This is a genomic window from Halomonas sp. AOP7-B1-5 (assembly GCF_052353045.1).
GTDB classification, from domain to species: Bacteria; Pseudomonadota; Gammaproteobacteria; order Pseudomonadales; family Halomonadaceae; genus Vreelandella; species Vreelandella colorata.
On record NZ_JBQTDC010000056.1, the window covers coordinates 1 to 17,388 of the forward strand.

At 50.8% G+C, this 17,388-nt stretch carries 18 protein-coding genes; 7 read left to right on the forward strand and 11 right to left on the reverse strand.

Going from position 1 to position 17,388, the window contains the following annotated elements:
• Nucleotides 1–664 precede the first annotated feature (664 nt).
• The 7 genes from ACT3XD_RS18080 to ACT3XD_RS18110 all read right to left on the reverse strand — a co-directional run bounded on the left by ACT3XD_RS18080 (nt 665) and on the right by ACT3XD_RS18110 (nt 8,965).
• The gene (locus tag ACT3XD_RS18080; protein ID WP_192539604.1) at nt 665–2,095 is read right to left on the reverse strand and encodes an IS1182 family transposase; all 1,431 of its coding nucleotides are present in this window, start codon (nt 2,093–2,095) and stop codon (nt 665–667) included.
• A gap of 328 nt (nt 2,096–2,423) precedes the next feature.
• Complete coding sequence (locus tag ACT3XD_RS18085; RefSeq protein ID WP_192539605.1) at nt 2,424–3,764, reverse strand: four-carbon acid sugar kinase family protein; 1,341 nt, start codon at nt 3,762–3,764, stop codon at nt 2,424–2,426.
• Nucleotides 3,761–5,029 carry a ribulose-bisphosphate carboxylase large subunit family protein gene (locus ACT3XD_RS18090; RefSeq protein ID WP_192539606.1) on the reverse strand — a complete coding sequence of 423 codons (1,269 nt, stop codon included), beginning with the start codon at nt 5,027–5,029 and terminating at the stop codon, nt 3,761–3,763. The genes ACT3XD_RS18085 and ACT3XD_RS18090 overlap by 4 nt, the downstream gene beginning before the upstream one ends.
• Nucleotides 5,030–5,142: 113 nt before the next feature.
• Nucleotides 5,143–6,102: an NAD-dependent epimerase/dehydratase family protein gene (locus ACT3XD_RS18095; protein WP_192539607.1), complete on the reverse strand. Its 960-nt coding sequence runs from the start codon at nt 6,100–6,102 to the stop codon at nt 5,143–5,145.
• A gap of 11 nt (nt 6,103–6,113) precedes the next feature.
• Nucleotides 6,114–7,412, reverse strand: coding sequence for a TRAP transporter large permease (locus ACT3XD_RS18100; RefSeq protein ID WP_225736327.1), 1,299 nt, complete (start codon nt 7,410–7,412; stop codon nt 6,114–6,116).
• Nucleotides 7,409–7,921 carry a TRAP transporter small permease gene (locus ACT3XD_RS18105; protein WP_192539608.1) on the reverse strand — a complete coding sequence of 171 codons (513 nt, stop codon included), beginning with the start codon at nt 7,919–7,921 and terminating at the stop codon, nt 7,409–7,411. The genes ACT3XD_RS18100 and ACT3XD_RS18105 overlap by 4 nt, the downstream gene beginning before the upstream one ends.
• A 72-nt stretch (nt 7,922–7,993) precedes the next feature.
• Nucleotides 7,994–8,965 carry a TRAP transporter substrate-binding protein gene (locus tag ACT3XD_RS18110; protein WP_192539609.1) on the reverse strand — a complete coding sequence of 324 codons (972 nt, stop codon included), beginning with the start codon at nt 8,963–8,965 and terminating at the stop codon, nt 7,994–7,996.
• A 207-nt stretch (nt 8,966–9,172) separates the two neighbouring features.
• On the opposite strand from ACT3XD_RS18110, the gene ACT3XD_RS18115 reads away from it, so the two are divergent.
• Complete coding sequence (locus tag ACT3XD_RS18115) at nt 9,173–10,219, forward strand: LacI family DNA-binding transcriptional regulator (RefSeq protein WP_192539610.1); 1,047 nt, start codon at nt 9,173–9,175, stop codon at nt 10,217–10,219.
• Nucleotides 10,220–10,450: 231 nt separating this feature from the next.
• On the opposite strand, the gene ACT3XD_RS18120 is transcribed toward ACT3XD_RS18115, so the two are convergent.
• Nucleotides 10,451–10,753 (reverse strand): YqaJ viral recombinase family protein, encoded by a 303-nt coding sequence (locus ACT3XD_RS18120; RefSeq protein WP_225736328.1) that lies wholly within the window; start codon nt 10,751–10,753, stop codon nt 10,451–10,453.
• A complete protein-coding gene (locus ACT3XD_RS18125; protein WP_225736329.1) occupies nt 10,738–11,034 on the reverse strand; it encodes a hypothetical protein in 297 nt (98 codons plus the stop codon). Before ACT3XD_RS18125 ends, ACT3XD_RS18120 begins: the two co-directional genes overlap by 16 nt.
• Before the next feature lie 216 nt (nt 11,035–11,250).
• On the opposite strand from ACT3XD_RS18125, the gene ACT3XD_RS18130 reads away from it, so the two are divergent.
• The 6 genes from ACT3XD_RS18130 (at nt 11,251) to ACT3XD_RS18155 (ending at nt 16,625) form a co-directional block, all read left to right on the forward strand.
• Nucleotides 11,251–11,592: a type II toxin-antitoxin system RelE/ParE family toxin gene (locus tag ACT3XD_RS18130; RefSeq protein ID WP_192539611.1), complete on the forward strand. Its 342-nt coding sequence runs from the start codon at nt 11,251–11,253 to the stop codon at nt 11,590–11,592.
• Nucleotides 11,579–11,890, forward strand: coding sequence for an addiction module antidote protein (locus ACT3XD_RS18135; protein ID WP_018916179.1), 312 nt, complete (start codon nt 11,579–11,581; stop codon nt 11,888–11,890). Before ACT3XD_RS18130 ends, ACT3XD_RS18135 begins: the two co-directional genes overlap by 14 nt.
• Before the next feature lie 667 nt (nt 11,891–12,557).
• The gene (locus ACT3XD_RS18140; RefSeq protein WP_192539612.1) at nt 12,558–13,604 is read left to right on the forward strand and encodes a type III polyketide synthase; all 1,047 of its coding nucleotides are present in this window, start codon (nt 12,558–12,560) and stop codon (nt 13,602–13,604) included.
• A 13-nt stretch (nt 13,605–13,617) separates the two neighbouring features.
• The gene (locus ACT3XD_RS18145) at nt 13,618–14,337 is read left to right on the forward strand and encodes a methyltransferase domain-containing protein (protein ID WP_192539613.1); all 720 of its coding nucleotides are present in this window, start codon (nt 13,618–13,620) and stop codon (nt 14,335–14,337) included.
• Entirely contained in the window at nt 14,334–15,479 is a 1,146-nt protein-coding gene (locus tag ACT3XD_RS18150; RefSeq protein WP_192539614.1) for an NAD(P)/FAD-dependent oxidoreductase, read from the forward strand. Before ACT3XD_RS18145 ends, ACT3XD_RS18150 begins: the two co-directional genes overlap by 4 nt.
• 24 nt (nt 15,480–15,503) lie before the next feature.
• A complete protein-coding gene (locus tag ACT3XD_RS18155) occupies nt 15,504–16,625 on the forward strand; it encodes a mechanosensitive ion channel family protein (protein ID WP_192539615.1) in 1,122 nt (373 codons plus the stop codon).
• 3 nt (nt 16,626–16,628) lie between these two features.
• Here the strand turns inward: ACT3XD_RS18155 and ACT3XD_RS18160 are convergent, their stop codons facing one another.
• Together ACT3XD_RS18160 and ACT3XD_RS18165 are read right to left on the reverse strand one after the other, a co-directional pair.
• Nucleotides 16,629–16,811, reverse strand: a complete 183-nt coding sequence (locus ACT3XD_RS18160; RefSeq protein WP_192539616.1) for a hypothetical protein — start codon at nt 16,809–16,811, stop codon at nt 16,629–16,631.
• 230 nt (nt 16,812–17,041) lie between these two features.
• A complete protein-coding gene (locus ACT3XD_RS18165; protein ID WP_192539617.1) occupies nt 17,042–17,251 on the reverse strand; it encodes a hypothetical protein in 210 nt (69 codons plus the stop codon).
• Between the last annotated feature and the right edge of the window lie 137 nt (nt 17,252–17,388).

Sequence of the window (17,388 nt, forward strand, 5' to 3'; positions counted from 1 at the left end):
CTTGCCTCCGTGGAATAGGTTGTTTCTAACTCGCCGTAGTGAGCTAGTTAACTCTTGGATATTCGAAACTGCGCCTACCTGTTCCCAACTCAGATAGCCTTGACCGTTGACAATTTGGCGCTTTGGTGGCGTCTGGAGTAGAACGTTCACATTGCCTGCTACTGTGATTGCATCAAAGAACGATGTGCTAAGACATTCATTGGCAAACCTATCCCAATCAACTTCGGCGTTCTGGTTTCTTGCGGTTCGATAATAGCCAATTTCCTTTAGCCCAAATTCCAGCCGCGTCATGACCTTGAAGAGCTGATCAGCTCCTACTGGATGTTCTTGGGTCTTTGAATAGTTAACCTACCAAAACAGCCACCTCCCGTTGCAACGCTCAATATGATTATTTGCTTCGCGATTGGTAGCATGCCATGTCCGCTTCAGGGAAGCTGCACTCCAGCAACAAAGGCTACTCTTGGCCGAGGCTGTGTGAAAACTTAAAAATTAGTTGCCGATGACAGTATCTAGCCGTCTTGGCACGAATATCGGCTATCAATACGTTTCAGAACGTCTTTATTTATTATTTTCCGCATCTCTAGCTGTTTGAGATGATCACTAAGAAACACCCGCTAAAGAGCATTGTCGCCTTTACAAACTTGCCAGAACCAGGTTTAAGCCCTTACCCACGCATTGCCTGGATTAACCCCTGGGTGCCAAAGATATTCATTACGCGTTTCATGTTATAAGCAAGTACATGGAGGCTCATTTCCGTGCTGACGTTCTTAAGTCCCTTAGTCAGGAAGTGCGTCGCTCCCATCCACGCTTTCAACGTGCCAAAGGGGTGCTCGACCGTCTTACGACGGATGCGCATTATATCCGGCGCCTGATCCAGTCTAAATTTTACCGCCTCCAGTACATCTTCGTGTTCCCACCGTTTGATACGCCGATAGATACCTGTGGTGCATTGCGGCTTCATTGAGCAATTCGGGCAAGCCGAACTCCAGTAGCAATTAAGCGTCTGGCCTTTTTCAACGTTCTTGAAGCGCCAAATCAGGCGCTCCCTTGCTGGGCAGCGATATTCATTACGCTCAGGCACGTAGTGGAACGCTTCTCTGGGAAACATACCTTTAGCCTGGCTAGGCGAGGTTTTAGGCTTAGGAAGATACGTCGTGATACCGGCCTTGTGACACGCAAGTATCTCCTCACCAGTAAAGTAACCGCGATCAGCTACGACGTGGAGATCACTAACAGCACTAGCAGCGCGTGCTTGTTGGGCCATCCGGTAAAGCTGACGCCGGTCACTGCCGACATTGGTTACCTCATGGGCAACAATCAAATGATGCTGGCTATCGACAGCCGTCTGCACGTTGTAGCCTACAATTCCCGTTCCTCGCGCAGTCATGGAGCGAGCGTCAGGGTCTGTCAAAGAGACTTGCTGATCAGGGGACTCAGTTCTTTGAATTTCAATGGATTGCAGTTGCTGAACTTCTTCTGTTAGGGAAGCGATCTTTTCCTTCAAACCAGTCGTGCGCATTTCTGTGATAGCGGCGGCGCCTTGATCCATTGCGTCGAGCTGGCGTAAGTAACGCTCAATACTTTTATCGATTTCTTCTGCCCGCCGCTTCATTTTAGCCAAGGTGAAGTTACGGTCTCGATTGTTGACTGCCTTAAATTTGCTGCCATCAATCGCCATTACCGAATGTGAAAAAAGCCCTAGACGTCGGCATATCATGACAAAGTCGCGGCAAGTAGCTTGAATCGCTTTGCCGTTGTTTTTGCGGAAATCTGCGATCGTTTTGAAATCCGGCGCTAGGCGTTCCGTTAGCCACATGAGTTCAACATTACGCTGTGCCTCACGTTCCAGACGGCGGCTAGATTGGAGGCGATTGAGGTAGCCGTAAAGATAGATTTTTAAAAGAACGGCGGGGTGGTAGGCGGGCCGACCCGTCGCATGAGGGTCAACGCCATTAAAGCCCAGCTGTTTGAGATCAAGGGCATCAACAAAAGCTTCAATGGCTCGAACCGGATTATCTTCAGAGACAAAATCATCCAGAAGCTCAGGAAACAAGGTAGCTTGGGATCGGGGTTCACCTGCGACGAACCGTTTCATCGTTACCTCCCACACTCTGTCATGGGATAAGTATAGCGACAGCTACGTTTTCACACAGCCTCGGCCGCTAGCTGTCTTTACCAAAAAAAAGTCCTCTAATGGGAGCCGCTCATAAAAGTAGCTCCTTTTAATCTGCATATATATTTATAAATATCTTATCTCTGAAAACGACTTCAACGCTACCGGAGCCAGTATCTTCATTGAAGTGATTATGTAACAGAGGACGGCTGCGTGTTTAGGCGAGAGCTGCTCTGAATCTGCGTTTATCAGGCAGTCTAGTCTTTCAAAGGATATGGAGAGAGAAGACCAGTGCTATGCCGTTAGCTGATCAGCCCATATTGGCGTCACGGATCCTCACAATAAAAGCATCGTCCCCGACTTGGCCACCTTTGAAGGCCACCTGAAGACCATCGAAGTCAGGATCACTACTGTGAGCGGTGCATAGTGGGGATCCTGGCGTCTGCGGTAACGGCATGAGCGTAGTTAATGCATGGATACCAAGTTCCTGAATCGCATGGCTTGATGTATCGCCACCGGCTACCAAAACTCGGATTAGCTGTTCGGCGCGAACTAGATCGCGGAGCAGGCCACCCAGTCGTCGGCCGATGGCATGTGCAGCGCTGTTGTCCTGTAATGATGTCAGGCTGGAATCTGGGCCAAGCGCTGTATAGATCACTACGCTACGTCCTTTAGCGAGTGCCGACAGAGCCTGCGAGCGAACTGCATCGAGTTCGGTGCGCGCCAGGGTGTCATTGGCTAAGCGCGTAGCGTCTGCCCGCAAGGCGGTAAAACCATTTCCCTCGGCGTAACGAATCTGACGAGCCGTAGTCTCTGAACAGCTTCCTGAAACTACGGCAATACGTTCCACGGGGCCTGGGTCAGAGAAGGTCGGTGGTGTTTCAACCAGTCCTAGTCGTTGCCATTCCGCTAGTAGCGCGTACTCGACCCCGGAGGAACCGATTACAAACCCACCATTTGTGGGGCGGGTGCGCCATAGCTGGCGCCCCACTGCCGCTTGGCTCGATACATCCATTACATCGTAAAGAAGCGCGGCATAATCGGAACGAATGCTGTCCACACGAGCATCAATTTGAGTATCGGCCAGCGTTACGAGATCAATGAGGCCAATGTCGAGTGCAGTCTGTGTTGATAGGTGGCGTCGCAAATCAGCCTCATGCATTGGTGTTACTGGATGCCGAGACATGATCGGATGGCGGTCGATACGGTAGATTTCCCCCTGGGCAGCGGCGAACAGTTGGCCGAAGCAGGTATATCGACGAAGTTGTGGGGCACCAACGACAATTGGTATGCCATCGTGACTAAAAATACTGTGTCCGATCTCAAGGGCGCGACCTATGCTGCCTACGTGAGGCGCACTGTCGAAAGTAGAACATGTTTTGTAATGACATAGAGCTGCGCCCTGATCGCGCAGCCAAATCAACGAAGGTGTCAGGTGGTAGTTCATCCAACCCGGCGACTCACTGCGGCTTGTGCCAGCCAGGCCGATAGCTCGGCAGTGGCGAAATCTTTGCAGTTTAGCCTCGTCAGGGATAGTGGTGAATAGCACGGTATTCACGCCTTGACTTGCGAGAGCCTCCATCGCATCGGTGGATCCCGTCAGGTCGTCACCGTAGTAAGTAATCAGTGGAGCAGAATTCATCAGGGTCATTGATGAAAGGTCTCCAGGGCCCTCGCTAGTTCAGTGTGCTCACGAGCGTAGACATTTACGTCGATACCCTCCATGGCGGCCTCCCAAGCCTGACGAAGACTCCTGACACCAGCGCCTATTCCATCGGGATGCGCCATGATGCCACCGCCAGCGCAGAAGATTAGATCGGTGCTGGTGATGGCAGAGTAGGTATCTACTGCCTGGTCGGCAGTCTGACCGGAAGAGAACACTGGCATCACTTCATAACCGGGGCTCGGCGGATCGAACATGGGCGTCAGGCAGGCACGGGCGCTGGCAATTACACTTGCGTCCTCCTCGCTGAACTTATTGCGCAGACCATTAACGTGGATATGATCGACTCCCACCAGGCGCCATAGTTTCTGGTAAGCCACGAAACTCATGCCCAGATGTGGTGAACGGCTGAACATTCCCCAACCGGCTCGGTGTCCATGCAGTGCTACTTGGCAGTGGCGCCTCAGTTGACTCACCCCAGTGAGTCCAACTGCGTTCAGGGCGACCATCACACAGCTGCCACCAGCAGCGACTACATAGTCGTGATGGTCGCGCATTTGATCGGCTTCGCCGGTGATGTTGAAAGCGTACATTACCTTATGTCCGCTGCGTTCGGCATGCTCACGGATAAGCGGCATCACTGCGTCGACCCTTTCTTTGAAGGGGTTATGAGGGCTGTTGGCTTGCAGCTCGTCATCTTTAATGAAGTCGATCCCACCTTTTAGCAGTTGGCTTACCACCTCCGCAGTGGCATTTGGTGACAGCCCCACGCTTGGCTTGATAATGGTGCCAATAATTGGTCGTTTTGTGATGCCTGTCAGCTCTCGGGTTCCTGCTATACCAAACTGCGGCCCAGGGTATGCCTCGGCGAATGGCTTAGGCAGAGTCAGGTCGAGCAACTTCAGTGCCGATAGCTCCTTAAGCTCGAAGAGGTTGCCAGCCAGCGTCGCAAACAGGGTAGGCAATGAGGTACCTAGGTTAGCCAATGGCCAAGATAGGGTGACCCGTGCTTGTCGGTAGACAGGATGAACTTTGCCTGACTGCAGCGCAGGTATCGGCAGCGAGGGAGTGTAACTCGCTTCTAAGGGCTCAATATGCTCGACGCGGGCCGCATGCGCCTCACGCAGCGCATCTGTCTCACTGGGTAGACGAGTAAAGGTGCCACATGACTGTTCGCCAGCCATTACTTCAGCAGCACGCTCTAATGGGTAAGGCGTTTCGATCAGATAGGTGGCCAGAATGCGATCACTCATAGTCGACCTCTCTTAAATGATGCAGCGACGGTCTCTGCAGTACACTCAAGCAAGATGAAATACTGTTCTACGTTGGGCACCGAGTTACTTTGAGTGATGCCCACCGTAGAAGGCTACTGAAGGCGATTAGCATTCTGAAGCCATTGCCAGTAGTCAAGAAGGCCATCTCGGATATTGGTAAACCGGGGTTCGAAGCCGAGCTCCTCACGCGCGCGCGAGATATCTAAGGGGGCTCCACGGACAACAAAAGGACCCGGTCCCAGTTGGACGTTTGAGTTTTTGCCCGTAATATCAGCCACTTCATCAACGATTCTGAGGTGATCGACTGGCACCCCGCTAGAAATATTGAAGTTGCGATTTGTCACTTGCGGCTTTTCAAATAATTTCACGATGCCGGTGGCAGTATCCAGTACATGTGTCCAGTCCATTGATTGTTCAGAACCATTGGGGGCCTGGATGTCCGTGAGGCCTTCTAGGGGGCCGAACAACCCTTGATAGACTTTGTGCATGTGTGACGGTCGCTTACCAGGACCGTAGACGAAGAAGAGTCTGGCATTGCGGATGTCCATGCCGAAGGTGTCGCTGTACTGCAAACCATAGAGTTCACCTGAAATCTTCGAGGCGCCATAGAGATCGGTAGCCTTGTACGGAGTGTCTTCGTGCTGGGGCCCCGGGGCATCACCATAGACGGCCCCCGAACTCATGTTGACGACCTTGTTAATACCTAGAATACGACACGTTTCGTATACGTTGAGGGTGCCCATGGTATTGATCGACAAGTGTTTGAAGGGATGCTCTTGGAAGTATGGCCCGGCGATCACCGATACGCCGTGGATGACCCCTTCGAGTTCATCACGGTGGCGTAGGAAAATCTCGAAGATATTGTGGTAGTCGAGGATGTCGACTGATTCGAGAGTAAGCAGGTCCCGCACTTCCTCAAGATAATCCAAACCCAAGCTATCGAAGCGATTGGCAGCTGTGTCACAGATAACTACCTGCTTCCCCTGTTTAGCCAGTAAGTAGGCGACCCAGGAACCCACGTGACCAAGACCACCAGTAATGAGGACTGACATATTAGGTCTCCTTAATTCAAGATAATATTCGGAAGGAACATGACGATGGAAGGGAAGCAGATGATGATTAGCAGCACGATGAAGAGGGGGATATAGAACGGCATCGTTTCTCTCACCAATACGCCAAATGGCAGGTTGGTGATCTTCTGAACTGTAAACAACACAGTACCCACGGGAGGCGTGATAAGGCCGATCATCAGAGTAAAAATCATCACCACCCCAAAATGTATGGGGTCGATGCCGTATTGCACTATTACCGGCACCAGTAGGGGAGTTAACAGGAACAGTGCAGGCACCGAATCGATGAACAGGCCAATCAGTAGGATGAACAAAGCCAGCAGCAGCAGTAATCCCAGTGGGTCAGTCACTGTTGAAAGAAGAAATTCGGCAACTAGCGAGGTGACCTGATAACGCCCCAGCACCCAGCTGTAGAGGGCGCTACCTGCAATAATTAACATCAGAGCGGCTGAGTCGATGGCAGTAGCGCGAAGAATACTGACGAACTCGCGGAAGCTGATAGAGCGATAGACGACAAAGGCAATGAACAAGCAGTAGACCAAGGCAACCACTGAAGCCTCTGTAGGGGTGAAAACACCGCTTAAGATTCCCACGATGATGATGAGCGGTGTCAGCATCGGCAGTACGCCACGTAGTAGCGCCGCTGTGAAGTCTTGGAAGCGAGCGCGAGCTCGGGTAGGAAAACCACGTCGATGCGAGATGATGGCGACCATCACCATTAGGCCTAATCCCATGAAGAGACCGGGTATAATGGATGCTAGGAAGATGCCAGCGATGGAGGCATTGGCCAGAGCACCATAGATGACGGCGGGAATACTAGGCGGAATAATTGGACCGATAGTGGCCGAACTCGCCGTGACAGCAGCACTAAAGCCGGTAGGATAACCATCGTCTTCCATGGCCTTGATTTCCAAAGCACCCAGTCCGCCAGCATCCGCAACGGCAGAGCCCGACATGCCAGCAAACAGCATGCTAGCGACAACGTTGACATGGCCCAGCCCACCTTTCAGATGGCCCACCATCGTTCTTGCGATGTTGAAAACGCGATCAGATATACCGGCGCTGTTCATTAGCCGACCGATTAGAAGAAATGCCGGAATAGCAAGCAAAGTAAAACTGTTGACACCGTAGAGAGTACGTTGGGCGATCATCTCCATGGGAATGGCATCAAAGCCACGCGTGTATCCCAGCACCATTGCTGAAGAACCTATCATGGCAAAGGCGACGGGCACTCCTAGCATTAATAGGGCGATCAGTCCGACGAACAGGATGACAAAGACTTCCATAGTCATTCACTCCAGTCATTTTGAATGGCGGGCAGCCTGATAAAGATGCGTCGATATAGATCACCTATCAGCAGTCCAATCATCATCCAAGCGGATATGAGCTGAATCAGGTAGATATAAGAAAAACTCAAACGGAAAGTACTAGCTAAAATGCCTGAGGTTCTCTCCATCATGTTCCATCCGCCAATGGCCAACATCAGCAGCACAACGATGCAAATGATATCGGCAAGGCTTGCCACAAAGTTGCGCACGCGCGGCCCCATCAAATCGGTCACCACTGTGATGCGAATGTGTTCCTGATAGCGCAGGGCTAGCACCGAGCCCAGAAAAATCTGGGACAGGAAGAGATAGCGAGCGGCTTCATCGGTCCATGATACGGGTATGCCTAGCGCATATCGTGAAATGACCTGGATAGCCATGATTGTCAACATCAGCGCAAAGGCTGTCGTGACAATAGCGGTTAGGAGTCCCCAGAAAAGAGCAATAGCACGGTTTACGTGGTTCGCGGCTGTCACAGGCGCCTCCGGTCGAATGACTTTGTTGACTAGAGAAGGGCGACCTTATAGTGACGGGTCGCCCTTGGTGACTTAATCGAGCAGCGAGTTTACGTATTCACGAACACTGGGATGGTAATCTTCAATGATTTCCCTAACCGCGGGCTCGGCTGCCTCGCGGAAGGCGTCCACATCGCTATCAACGACGGTCATGCCAAGCGATTCAAGCTCTTTGATAAGTTCTTCCTGACCGCTGATGATTGTTTCGTCGCCCCACTCGGTGGCGTCAGCAATCGCGGCCATAATGATATCGCGATCTTCGTCAGACAGGCTCTGATAGAAATCTTCGTTCATCAGCCAGTGAAAAAAGGAAAATACATGTTCTGTTCGGTTTAAATGGTCCTGCACATCGTAGAGTCTGCCTGAGTAAATCAAGTCGACTGGGTTTTCTTGCATCTCAATCACACCAGTTTGCAACGAGGTATAAACTTCAGGCCACGCGATAGGACTTGGTAGGGCGCCAACTTCTTCCCATATTTTAATCCAGGGTGCTATCTCAGGAACTCTTAGCCGCACACCACTCACATCTTCTGGGGTGGTGACGGGAAAGTTCGACGTCAGATTGCGCGGGTTGCGTTGGGAGAGCCCAACCAAACGCATGTTGCCGCTGGCGATCAAGCGTTCGTTGAGCAGCTCTCCGGTCTCACCCTCATAGACTTCCCGGGCTTCTTCGCTAGAGCGATAGACGAAGGGAAGGTCGGCTGAAGCAAACTCCGGGGCGTAAAGTGTCATTGGCATCGAGCCACCCAAGGCGATGGAATATTCACCGAAGCTGGCACCTTCTAGGTGGTCACGCTCTCCACCGACTTCTGTACCCAGAAGAGACACTGTGTACTTTCCGTCTGTTTCTGACTCGATAGTTTCCTTGAGACGTTCCCCGACCTTGAACATAGTGTCGGATGGCTCAACGTGGATAGCAATTGAGAGCTCGTTGGCACTGGCTTGGGCAGCGATTCCTAAGCTGGCCAGGCTAGCGAGGATGATTCCGCGTGTTGTTGTTGTCATTTTGTATACGCCTCCGGAAGTTCAGTATGAGTGGAGTTAGCGTTGACTCAGTTATTGAGCCTCCAATGGTGTTAGCTATGCCATTGAGATGAATCTGCGTGGAGCGAGGCCACTTTTTAAAAGCTAGCACGTTTTTTTGGTAGCGCTACCATTTCGCTTGCTATCCTTTAGAATAAGAATCTAGGAAGGCTTTTACTTAAGGAGATGATGTTGAAACAGACCCCTACAACGCGATCACGTCGTCGTCACCGAGGAACCGATAGCGTAACGATACAAGATGTGGCTTCCGAGGCCGGTGTGGCTCCGATTACCGTGTCTCGTGCACTCAATACGCCAGAAAGTGTGTCGGCCAAACTTCGAGAGCGTATAGATCAGGCTGTAGCTAAGCTCGGCTATGTGCCTAATCTAGTTGCAGGTGGTCTCGCTTCGGCAGGAATGCGTATGATTCCGGTTGTGGTGCCATCGTTGTCTATTTTGACCTTTATTGAGGTGATTCATGGCATTCAGCAGACCCTTGAGCAGGCTGGGTATCAAGTGCTGCTGGGGTCAACCGACTTCGATTTGGATCGAGAGGCTAGTCTCATTGAATCATTACTGGGCTACTCGCCTTCTGGGGTTATCCTGACGGGGCTTCGCCATCACGAGCGTACTTCACTACGGCTCAAAAACTGGGGTCGTCCTGTGGTCGAAATCATGGAGCTTGGCGATGAGTGCATTGATATGAATGTCGGTGTTGATAACCATGCAGCAGGTGCCTGTATGGCACAACACCTACTGGACCGAGGTTTCAAGCGTATCGCCTATCTCGGTACCGGTATGAGCCGAGATTATCGGGCCATGCAACGTTTCGAGGGTCACCGGGAGGCACTGAAGACAGCGGGAGTTGAATTCGATCTGCTATTTCGTCGCGAGGAGCCATCATCCTACGAAGCAGGGCGCCTCTTGTTCTTAGAGGCACTGAAAACTCGTCCTGATTTAGAGGCATTACATTTTGCTAACGATAATCTTGCTGCCGGGGCGCTAATGGAAGCTAATCGACAAGGCATTTGTGTGCCTGAAGAAATTGCGATTGGCGGTTACCTCGGGCTATCGCTAGGTGAGCACCTTTCCCCACGGCTTTCGACCATTACCGTGCCGCGATACGAAATGGGTGTCGAGGCAGCCAAGTTGATGCTTTCAAGACTTGAAGGCCGGCAACCACTAGCCCCGAGGTTGGATATTGGCTATGAACTCAAGGTGCGGGGAAGCACTTGAACGCTTATCCGGACGTTGGCGATTTTTACTATGGTCATTTTTTTGATTTTAGTAACTAGTGTTATGACATTTTAGATATCAGCCACTTAAACCGCTTTGAGTTTGCGGTGCGTCATGGTTGCATCCAAAAAATAAAACACCAGAGTGGGTTCCCTAGCGTCTATATAGTAAACGATTGATTGGTGTATTTATGGGAATGTCGAATCACGCCTTCATCACTTGGCTAATACGCTATTCCATTTCTTCATGGAACGCCTCAACCCTATCGGCAATGGTACGTATCATGACCTCGTCGCGATAAGCGCGTTGGATAAACAGCGGCATGCCAGGCCAAAAGCTCACAAAGTCGATCCATTCCCGCTCGCTGACCCATAGTCCACCCTGGCATTGAGGTATGTGCTCCTCGGGTATTTTTCCCTTCAACAGCACCTCGATTAGGAACTTTGGCAGTTTGGTTTTGATTTCCAGCAGACCGTTAATGCCTACCAAGCTGTCAGGCGAGTAACCCACGTTGTGGTTTAGGATGATGCCCACTTCGTATGGTTTAGGTTCGCCAGTGGTATCGCAGTAGAGCGGACGGCAACGCCTTCCAGCGTATGCCAACGGCGGGTATGGGCGTTGCCTTGAAACGGCTCGGCCTGTTCCCCGGTAATTCGCTCACCGATCAATTGGTGCATGTAGGTAATCGCCCCGGCACTCAACCCACCAGGGCCTTTACCCTTAACCAGCAAGACTTTGAGCTCAGACTTGGTGACGGGACCTAGCCGCGCGGTCAGCCACTCTGGGGTGCCTTGCTCCATAGTAAGCACTTGCATGGAAGCCTCCTGTCATAAGTGGTAGCGCGTGGGTTACTTAACAGATCGCTTAGAAAGTGAGGCGCGTAGCTTGTCGAAGTCAGAGTGGGGGACTTGCAGGGCTGAACCGTACTAACCGCTGAACCATTCCTGGGTTGTCGTGGGGCATTGGCTAATTCAATCGCTTAAAGTCACGCAATCTCTTCCAGATTGTAGCTTTTAAGCTACAATGGCCATATGACTGAACTTACCCACTACCTTACCGCTGATGGCTATGACCCTTTTCAAGCCTGGCTGGATGCTACGAAGGTTAAAGATCGTCAAGCCACTATGCGGGTACTAACACGCCTTAACCGGCTGGCAGCGGGTAATGCAGGCGACACCAAGACAGTAGGTGATGGAGTATGGGAGCTACGCATTACCTATGGTCCTGGCTACCGCGTTTACTACGCCAAGGTAGGGGCGCGCTTGGTAATGTTATTAATAGGTGGTACCAAACAGCGCCAGCAGTCTGACATCGAACAGGCAAAAGCGTTTTTGGCCGACCACAAAAGGAGAACACGTCATGAAAAGTCATGATGAAGCCGTTATTGAGATGCTGCGCACTGACCCCGGTATGGCTCTGGACTACCTGCGAACAGCGTTTGATGAGCTGGACGAAGAGGGGGGAGAGTCAGCCTTCCTAATGGCGCTACGTCATGTCGTTGAAGCTCAAGGGGGCATGGCGCTGGTAGCAGAACGTGCCAAAGTATCACGCGAAAGCCTTTACCGCGCCTTATCCCCCAAGGGCAACCCAACACTACGAACTATGACCGCGGTGATTAAAGCCACAGGCGTTAACTTTCACGATCTTACTCATCAAGCGCCAGCAAGTTAACGCCACCAAAAAGACGAGCATAGCGTCGCATCGAAGCGCACACAAGCACCTGTATTTATGCTGGGTGGGATGTTGGGTGAAAATATAACTACATTATAAGTTGTTGAATTTAAAACACCGTTGGCGGACTGCTCATCAGCCTCTTATCTCGAAAAGCCCCTGATTTATCAGGGGGCTTTTTTCGTTTCTAGGCCCTGCGCTTCTTTCCCAATATCTCCTCTATAGAATGCACCGGTCGTTCACTGTGTCCAGAATGTGTCTGAGAATGCTCGATTATCTTCTGGCGCAGTGAGAAGCGCCAGTAAATAGCTACTTGATTAATAGGAGCATGCATAGAATCACTCCTTTCATTCATTCTTTATTGCTCAGTATCAAGCATCAAGAGCAGTCTTGTATGCAAGCGCTGACTTATCACGACGTATTAATAGATCACTTTTATTAATTAAGCAGCCTGGAGAGCTGTATAACGCCACTGAGTGTTTCAATACCTGTCATCTTTAACTAGGTTTTCTAAAAGCTCTATTTTTAGCTAAATGCACGGTTTCCTCGTGGAGCCGAGCATAGCTTTTGAGCTTTTTTCTAAATTTAGTTAAAAAATAATCGCGGTGATCAATAGAGCTTATTTACCTAAAATCAAGCAGTACTAGGTAGTGAGGAGCTAGGAAAAATGAATCCGACCTATATTAATAGCATTGCCTGTGCTGTCCCAGACTTTGATATACATAGCAAGTTTGTCGATTACGCCCCACGGCTTTTGCCGGATATGCGTTCAGTTAAAGTGTTCCAGCGGATGGCTGAGCGCTCACAGATAGAGCATAGGTATTCGTTTCTTCAGCCTCATGTAGATGATGATAAGCTGGATGCGGCAGATTTTTATCAAAATGAGGCTTTTCCCAGCACTCAGGCACGCATGAAATTTTATGAACGCTTCGCTTTCATTTTGGCAAAGCGAACCCTAGACCAGCTTGATCTAACCGGCACCACTCATTTAATTACCACAACCTGCACTGGTTTCTATGCGCCGGGGTTGGATTATCAATTGATCAAACATTACGGATTGCCTGCGGGTATTGAACGCACCACCGTTGGCTTTATGGGCTGTTACGCCGCGATCAACGCGCTCAAGCTGGCTCGGCATATTGTTCGCTCGGAGCCACACGCTAAGGTGCTGTTGCTCAACCTTGAACTCTGCACGTTGCATCTCAAGCCTGCGGGAACGCTCGAAGAGATTTTATCGTTCGCTATTTTTTCTGACGGCTGTGCGGCAAGTATCGTGTCGGCAAATCCAGTTGGCCTTGAAATACAGAGTTTTAACTCGGATGTGCTGCCAGAAACCGAAGCGTTAATTACCTGGTATATCGGCGACCAAGGTTTTGATATGCACTTATCCGGCAAGGTGCCGGGTGCCATCGCCAACAATCTTCCGCTTGTAATGAATACGCTGTTGGACGGCGCTACGCACAGTGATATTGCGCTCTGGGCCATTCACCCCGGTGGGCGTACGGTGCTGGATGCCGTAAGGGCAGGCGCAGAGCTTGAAGAGCGAGCACTTATAGAGTCGCGAGAGGTGCTTAGGAAGTTCGGCAATATGTCCTCGGCCACCATCATGTTCGTGCTTCAGGAGATGTTGAATAACCCAAAAAAAACAGGCCCCGGCTTGGCAATGGCGTTTGGTCCTGGGCTCACGGTTGAAAGTATGCGATTCGTTCTTTAGGGATAAAGAAGCTATGCCGGATTTCAGTCAACGCAGCGATGAGAAGGAACTCATGGATGATGCCGATATCTCGTTTGAAGAATTTCATGATTGTCTTGAAGGCCTTGAGCGTATCAATCATCTCACGTTGGCCTATCGTCCCACCCTACAATGGCTTCGCCCTTGGATAGAAAACCATAAACGTCTTTTTGTGCTAGATGTGGCCAGTGGCGGTGGGGACATGCTGCGCCAGATCGCCAAAAAATGGCCTGCTCGTGTTACGCCGAATTCCGGTTACCGTATGGTCGGTGTTGACCTGAATCCATGGTCAAAAAAGTCCGCGGAATCCTGGCCGCAGCCTTCAGCTATACGTTATGAAACTGCAAATGTGTTTGCTTTCGAACCCGATGAGCCCATCGACCTCGTTATCTCGTCATTATTCACCCATCACCTTGCCGATAGCCAGATCGTGGATTTTCTGCGCTGGCTGGACGGCCACGCGAGTAAGGGGTGGTTTATTAACGACCTGCATCGGCATCCCATTCCCTATTATTTTATCAAAGCGGCCACCGCACTCTTCAGCCGTAATCGATTAATCCGTAATGACGCCGCTGTATCAGTGGCACGTGCGTTAACGGTGGCCGATTGGCGGCGCCTAATTGATGAAGCGGGGCTTGATGGGGATGTGCGAGTTCAGTGGTTTTTTCCTTTCCGCTTGTGCGTCTCCTGTAACAAGGAAGCACCGATCCAATGAGCGATGAAACGGTAATCATAGGTGGCGGGCCAGCGGGGTCGGCAGCGGCGATTAAATTAGCCAGGCAAGGCATACCGGTGCGCCTTCTGGAGCGCAAACCGGGCCCGCATCATAAAGTTTGCGGCGAATTTATCAGCTATGAAGCCGCCCAACATCTAGAAGAGCTTGGGTTGAATTTTGCGGCGTTAGGAGCTGAGCCTATTCGTCATGTGCGATTTTATAATGGCGAAAGCGAGCTCATCTTCGACTTGCCGTTAACTGCATGGAGCCTTTCACGGCGCCTGCTGGATTCGGCCTTATTAGAGCAGGCGGAACGTGCGGGTGCAAACGTTGCGCTAGGTACGGTGGTTAGGCAGTTATCTCGCACTGATGATGGCTGGAGATTGGTTGCCAGTAGCCAGTCGAGTGTAAGGCCAGCCAGCATGGAGTTTTCAGCAAAAACGGTGTTTCTGGCCAGTGGAAAGCATGAACTGCGCCATTGGAAACGTAATGTAAAAGAGTCCCATCGCCAAAACATGATTGGCCTTAAGATGCACTTTAGCCCCAGCGTATTGCATCAGGATCAATGGAGGAACACCGTTGAAATTCATTTGTTCAATGGCGGTTACGCCGGCCTGGAGCCGATAGAGAATGGGAATATTAATCTCTGCTTTTTGATCAGCCAGGACATATATAAAGCCTGCGGCGGTAGTTGGTCGGGAATACTCGAGCGGCTTAGCCGTACTTCATCCCATATGAAGCAGCGCCTCGCCACGTTAACGCCCTGCTGGTGTGAACCTTTGGCTGTCTCCGGGATTCCTTATGGGTATATCCATTCACCCGATGACGCGGTGCCCAACCTGTTCTCGCTGGGGGACCAGGCCGCGGTGATCCCATCGTTTGCAGGCGATGGAATTGCCATTGCCTTGCACACCGCTTTACTTGCCGCCCACATTCACGCTTCTGGTGGCGATTCCAGAACGTATCAACGCCTAGCCTTTAACGATTTAACCCAACCAGTACGGGATGCCGAACGGCTTGCCGGTGTGCTGTCCCATCGCTTGGGACGCAAGACGGCCTTCGCTTGCGCACGGCTATGGCCGGGGCTAACGCGTGAAATGATACATCGGACGCGGGTTGGCCAATCCAATCGTATGCAATAAGAGCCTCAGACAAAGGAGTGATACATGTTTGATTGGGATTTGTGGCGCTCATGGGAAGAGTGGGTATCTCAACCTATCTTTTTGAACTTCGTCTTAGTCATCGGCATCGCTATTGTCAGCTACTTTGCGCTGCGAATACTGATGAGCTCAATTATTGCTCGCCTTACCCGCTGGTTAACACACAGGAAAGGGCGCCTGAGCCATTATGGTATCGAAGTGTTCAGGCATACCAGTCGTCTGCTTATTGCCGCGATGGCCTTACAAATTGGCTTGGCCGTCGTTGATTTGGGGCCGGAATGGGAAGATCGAGTCAGCCATTTATGGTTTTTGGTGCTGGCGCTGCAGTTCGGTTTATGGGTTGGCGCTGCTATTACGTTATGGAAAGAAGAAACCATCCGTGACAAGGCTGGCCAGGATAATCAGCTCACTGTGACTATGGTCGCGCTGACGTTTCGCATCATCCTTTGGGCCGTTGTGCTGTTGTCGATTTTAGCCAACCTGGGCATCAACATCACCGCGTTTGTAGCAAGCTTGGGGATTGGGGGAATAGCGATTGCTCTTGCCGTGCAGGCACTGCTGAGTGACTTGTTCGCTTCTGCTTCAATTGGGGTTGATAAGCCGTTTACCACGGGCAACTTTATTGTCTTCGATGATATTGCCGGAACGATTGAATATATTGGCCTGAAAACCACGCGTATCCGTAGCTTGAGTGGCGAGCAGATCATTTGTTCGAATACCAAGCTGCTCCAGCAAACCCTACATAATTACAGCAGGATGAATGAGCGGCGGGTGGTGTTCAGTATGGCTATCTCGTTTCGAACGCCGATTGATAAAGTGCGTGAGATCCCACTGTTGGTCAGACAAGTAATCGAGTCAATACATCAGACCCGCTTTGATCGTGCGCATTTAAGCGCGTTTGCTGATTACGCGTTGAAATTCGAGGTCGTCTATTATGTGTTGAGCGCGGACTACAACGTTTATATGGACATCCAGCAAGCGATTAACTTCTCTCTACTGGAAGCGTTGGATAAAAGGGAAATCAAGTTTGCCATGCCGGTACGTGCGCTTGAGTTTCTCGATGAGGTTCCTTTGCCTGATGGAAGCTGGCCGGGTAAAGACCCCGCCATTTCGCAGGCGGGGCATTAATGTTTAGTGATCAAACGTGTTGTCGGAGCGATGCATTGGTGAATTGCGTGGCGTGGGGCGCGGCCGGTTCGATGAACGTCTTTGTGTGCTATTTCCCCGGTACTTGTTCCAAGCGTCCTTGGCTTTCTGACGGTTGGCTGGCTTGCGTAGCCAGTTGATGAGCGCCAACATGATCCATTTCCTCATACGAACCTCCTAGTTCTTGATGATGAGATGTGCACGCGTGTTTACCTTGAAACTATAGCTTAGCTACTCAAGATGGGTTAAATACTCTACTCGTTTTTTTGACGCTCGGTCTTTCCCCCCAGTTCCTGTGGAGCTAGCCGGGATAGAAAGGCAAAATTTTTGCCTTGCCGAGCAGGGACTGCCCTTAGCGTTGAGCTAAAGGCTGCTGGCGTATTATTTGAAGAGAGAGGCTATACGATTTTTAAGTTGGTTAGCTGATTCGCTTGGTAGGCGACCTCAATTTTTAACCTAGCGTTTTCAGCGGCGAGCAATTGATTTGCAGACGCAAGCTCGTATTTCTCAGCTTCTAAAAGCTCAAGCCGCCTAATTAATTGATTAATAACCAGTCGGCGATAAATGGCTGAGAATTCCACTCCGGTACCTTGGTGAACAGCAATCATGGCTTCTCTCCGTCATGCTGAGGGGGCTCAGCGTGTAATATCCCGCTACTATAGGCTCTAGAGAAGTATTTTTTGTATGAATATTCTTAACCTTAAGGCATGATTTGACTAGTATTTAGATTTGTTAATAAGCTTAG

Excerpts from the sequence above, each read along its gene's own strand:
- ACT3XD_RS18080 (WP_192539604.1), bottom strand. The coding sequence starts at position 2,095 with ATGAAACGGTTCGTCGCAGGTGAACCCCGATCCCAAGCTACCTTGTTT.
- ACT3XD_RS18085 (WP_192539605.1), bottom strand. The coding sequence starts at position 3,764 with ATGACCCTGATGAATTCTGCTCCACTGATTACTTACTACGGTGACGAC.
- ACT3XD_RS18090 (WP_192539606.1), bottom strand. The coding sequence starts at position 5,029 with ATGAGTGATCGCATTCTGGCCACCTATCTGATCGAAACGCCTTACCCA.
- ACT3XD_RS18095 (WP_192539607.1), bottom strand. The coding sequence starts at position 6,102 with ATGTCAGTCCTCATTACTGGTGGTCTTGGTCACGTGGGTTCCTGGGTC.
- ACT3XD_RS18100 (WP_225736327.1), bottom strand. The coding sequence starts at position 7,412 with ATGACTATGGAAGTCTTTGTCATCCTGTTCGTCGGACTGATCGCCCTA.
- ACT3XD_RS18110 (WP_192539609.1), bottom strand. The coding sequence starts at position 8,965 with ATGACAACAACAACACGCGGAATCATCCTCGCTAGCCTGGCCAGCTTA.
- ACT3XD_RS18115 (WP_192539610.1), top strand. The coding sequence starts at position 9,173 with ATGTTGAAACAGACCCCTACAACGCGATCACGTCGTCGTCACCGAGGA.
- ACT3XD_RS18125 (WP_225736329.1), bottom strand. The coding sequence starts at position 11,034 with ATGCAAGTGCTTACTATGGAGCAAGGCACCCCAGAGTGGCTGACCGCG.
- ACT3XD_RS18130 (WP_192539611.1), top strand. The coding sequence starts at position 11,251 with ATGACTGAACTTACCCACTACCTTACCGCTGATGGCTATGACCCTTTT.
- ACT3XD_RS18135 (WP_018916179.1), top strand. The coding sequence starts at position 11,579 with ATGAAAAGTCATGATGAAGCCGTTATTGAGATGCTGCGCACTGACCCC.
- ACT3XD_RS18140 (WP_192539612.1), top strand. The coding sequence starts at position 12,558 with ATGAATCCGACCTATATTAATAGCATTGCCTGTGCTGTCCCAGACTTT.
- ACT3XD_RS18145 (WP_192539613.1), top strand. The coding sequence starts at position 13,618 with ATGCCGGATTTCAGTCAACGCAGCGATGAGAAGGAACTCATGGATGAT.
- ACT3XD_RS18150 (WP_192539614.1), top strand. The coding sequence starts at position 14,334 with ATGAGCGATGAAACGGTAATCATAGGTGGCGGGCCAGCGGGGTCGGCA.
- ACT3XD_RS18155 (WP_192539615.1), top strand. The coding sequence starts at position 15,504 with ATGTTTGATTGGGATTTGTGGCGCTCATGGGAAGAGTGGGTATCTCAA.
- ACT3XD_RS18160 (WP_192539616.1), bottom strand. The coding sequence starts at position 16,811 with ATGAGGAAATGGATCATGTTGGCGCTCATCAACTGGCTACGCAAGCCA.
- ACT3XD_RS18165 (WP_192539617.1), bottom strand. The coding sequence starts at position 17,251 with ATGATTGCTGTTCACCAAGGTACCGGAGTGGAATTCTCAGCCATTTAT.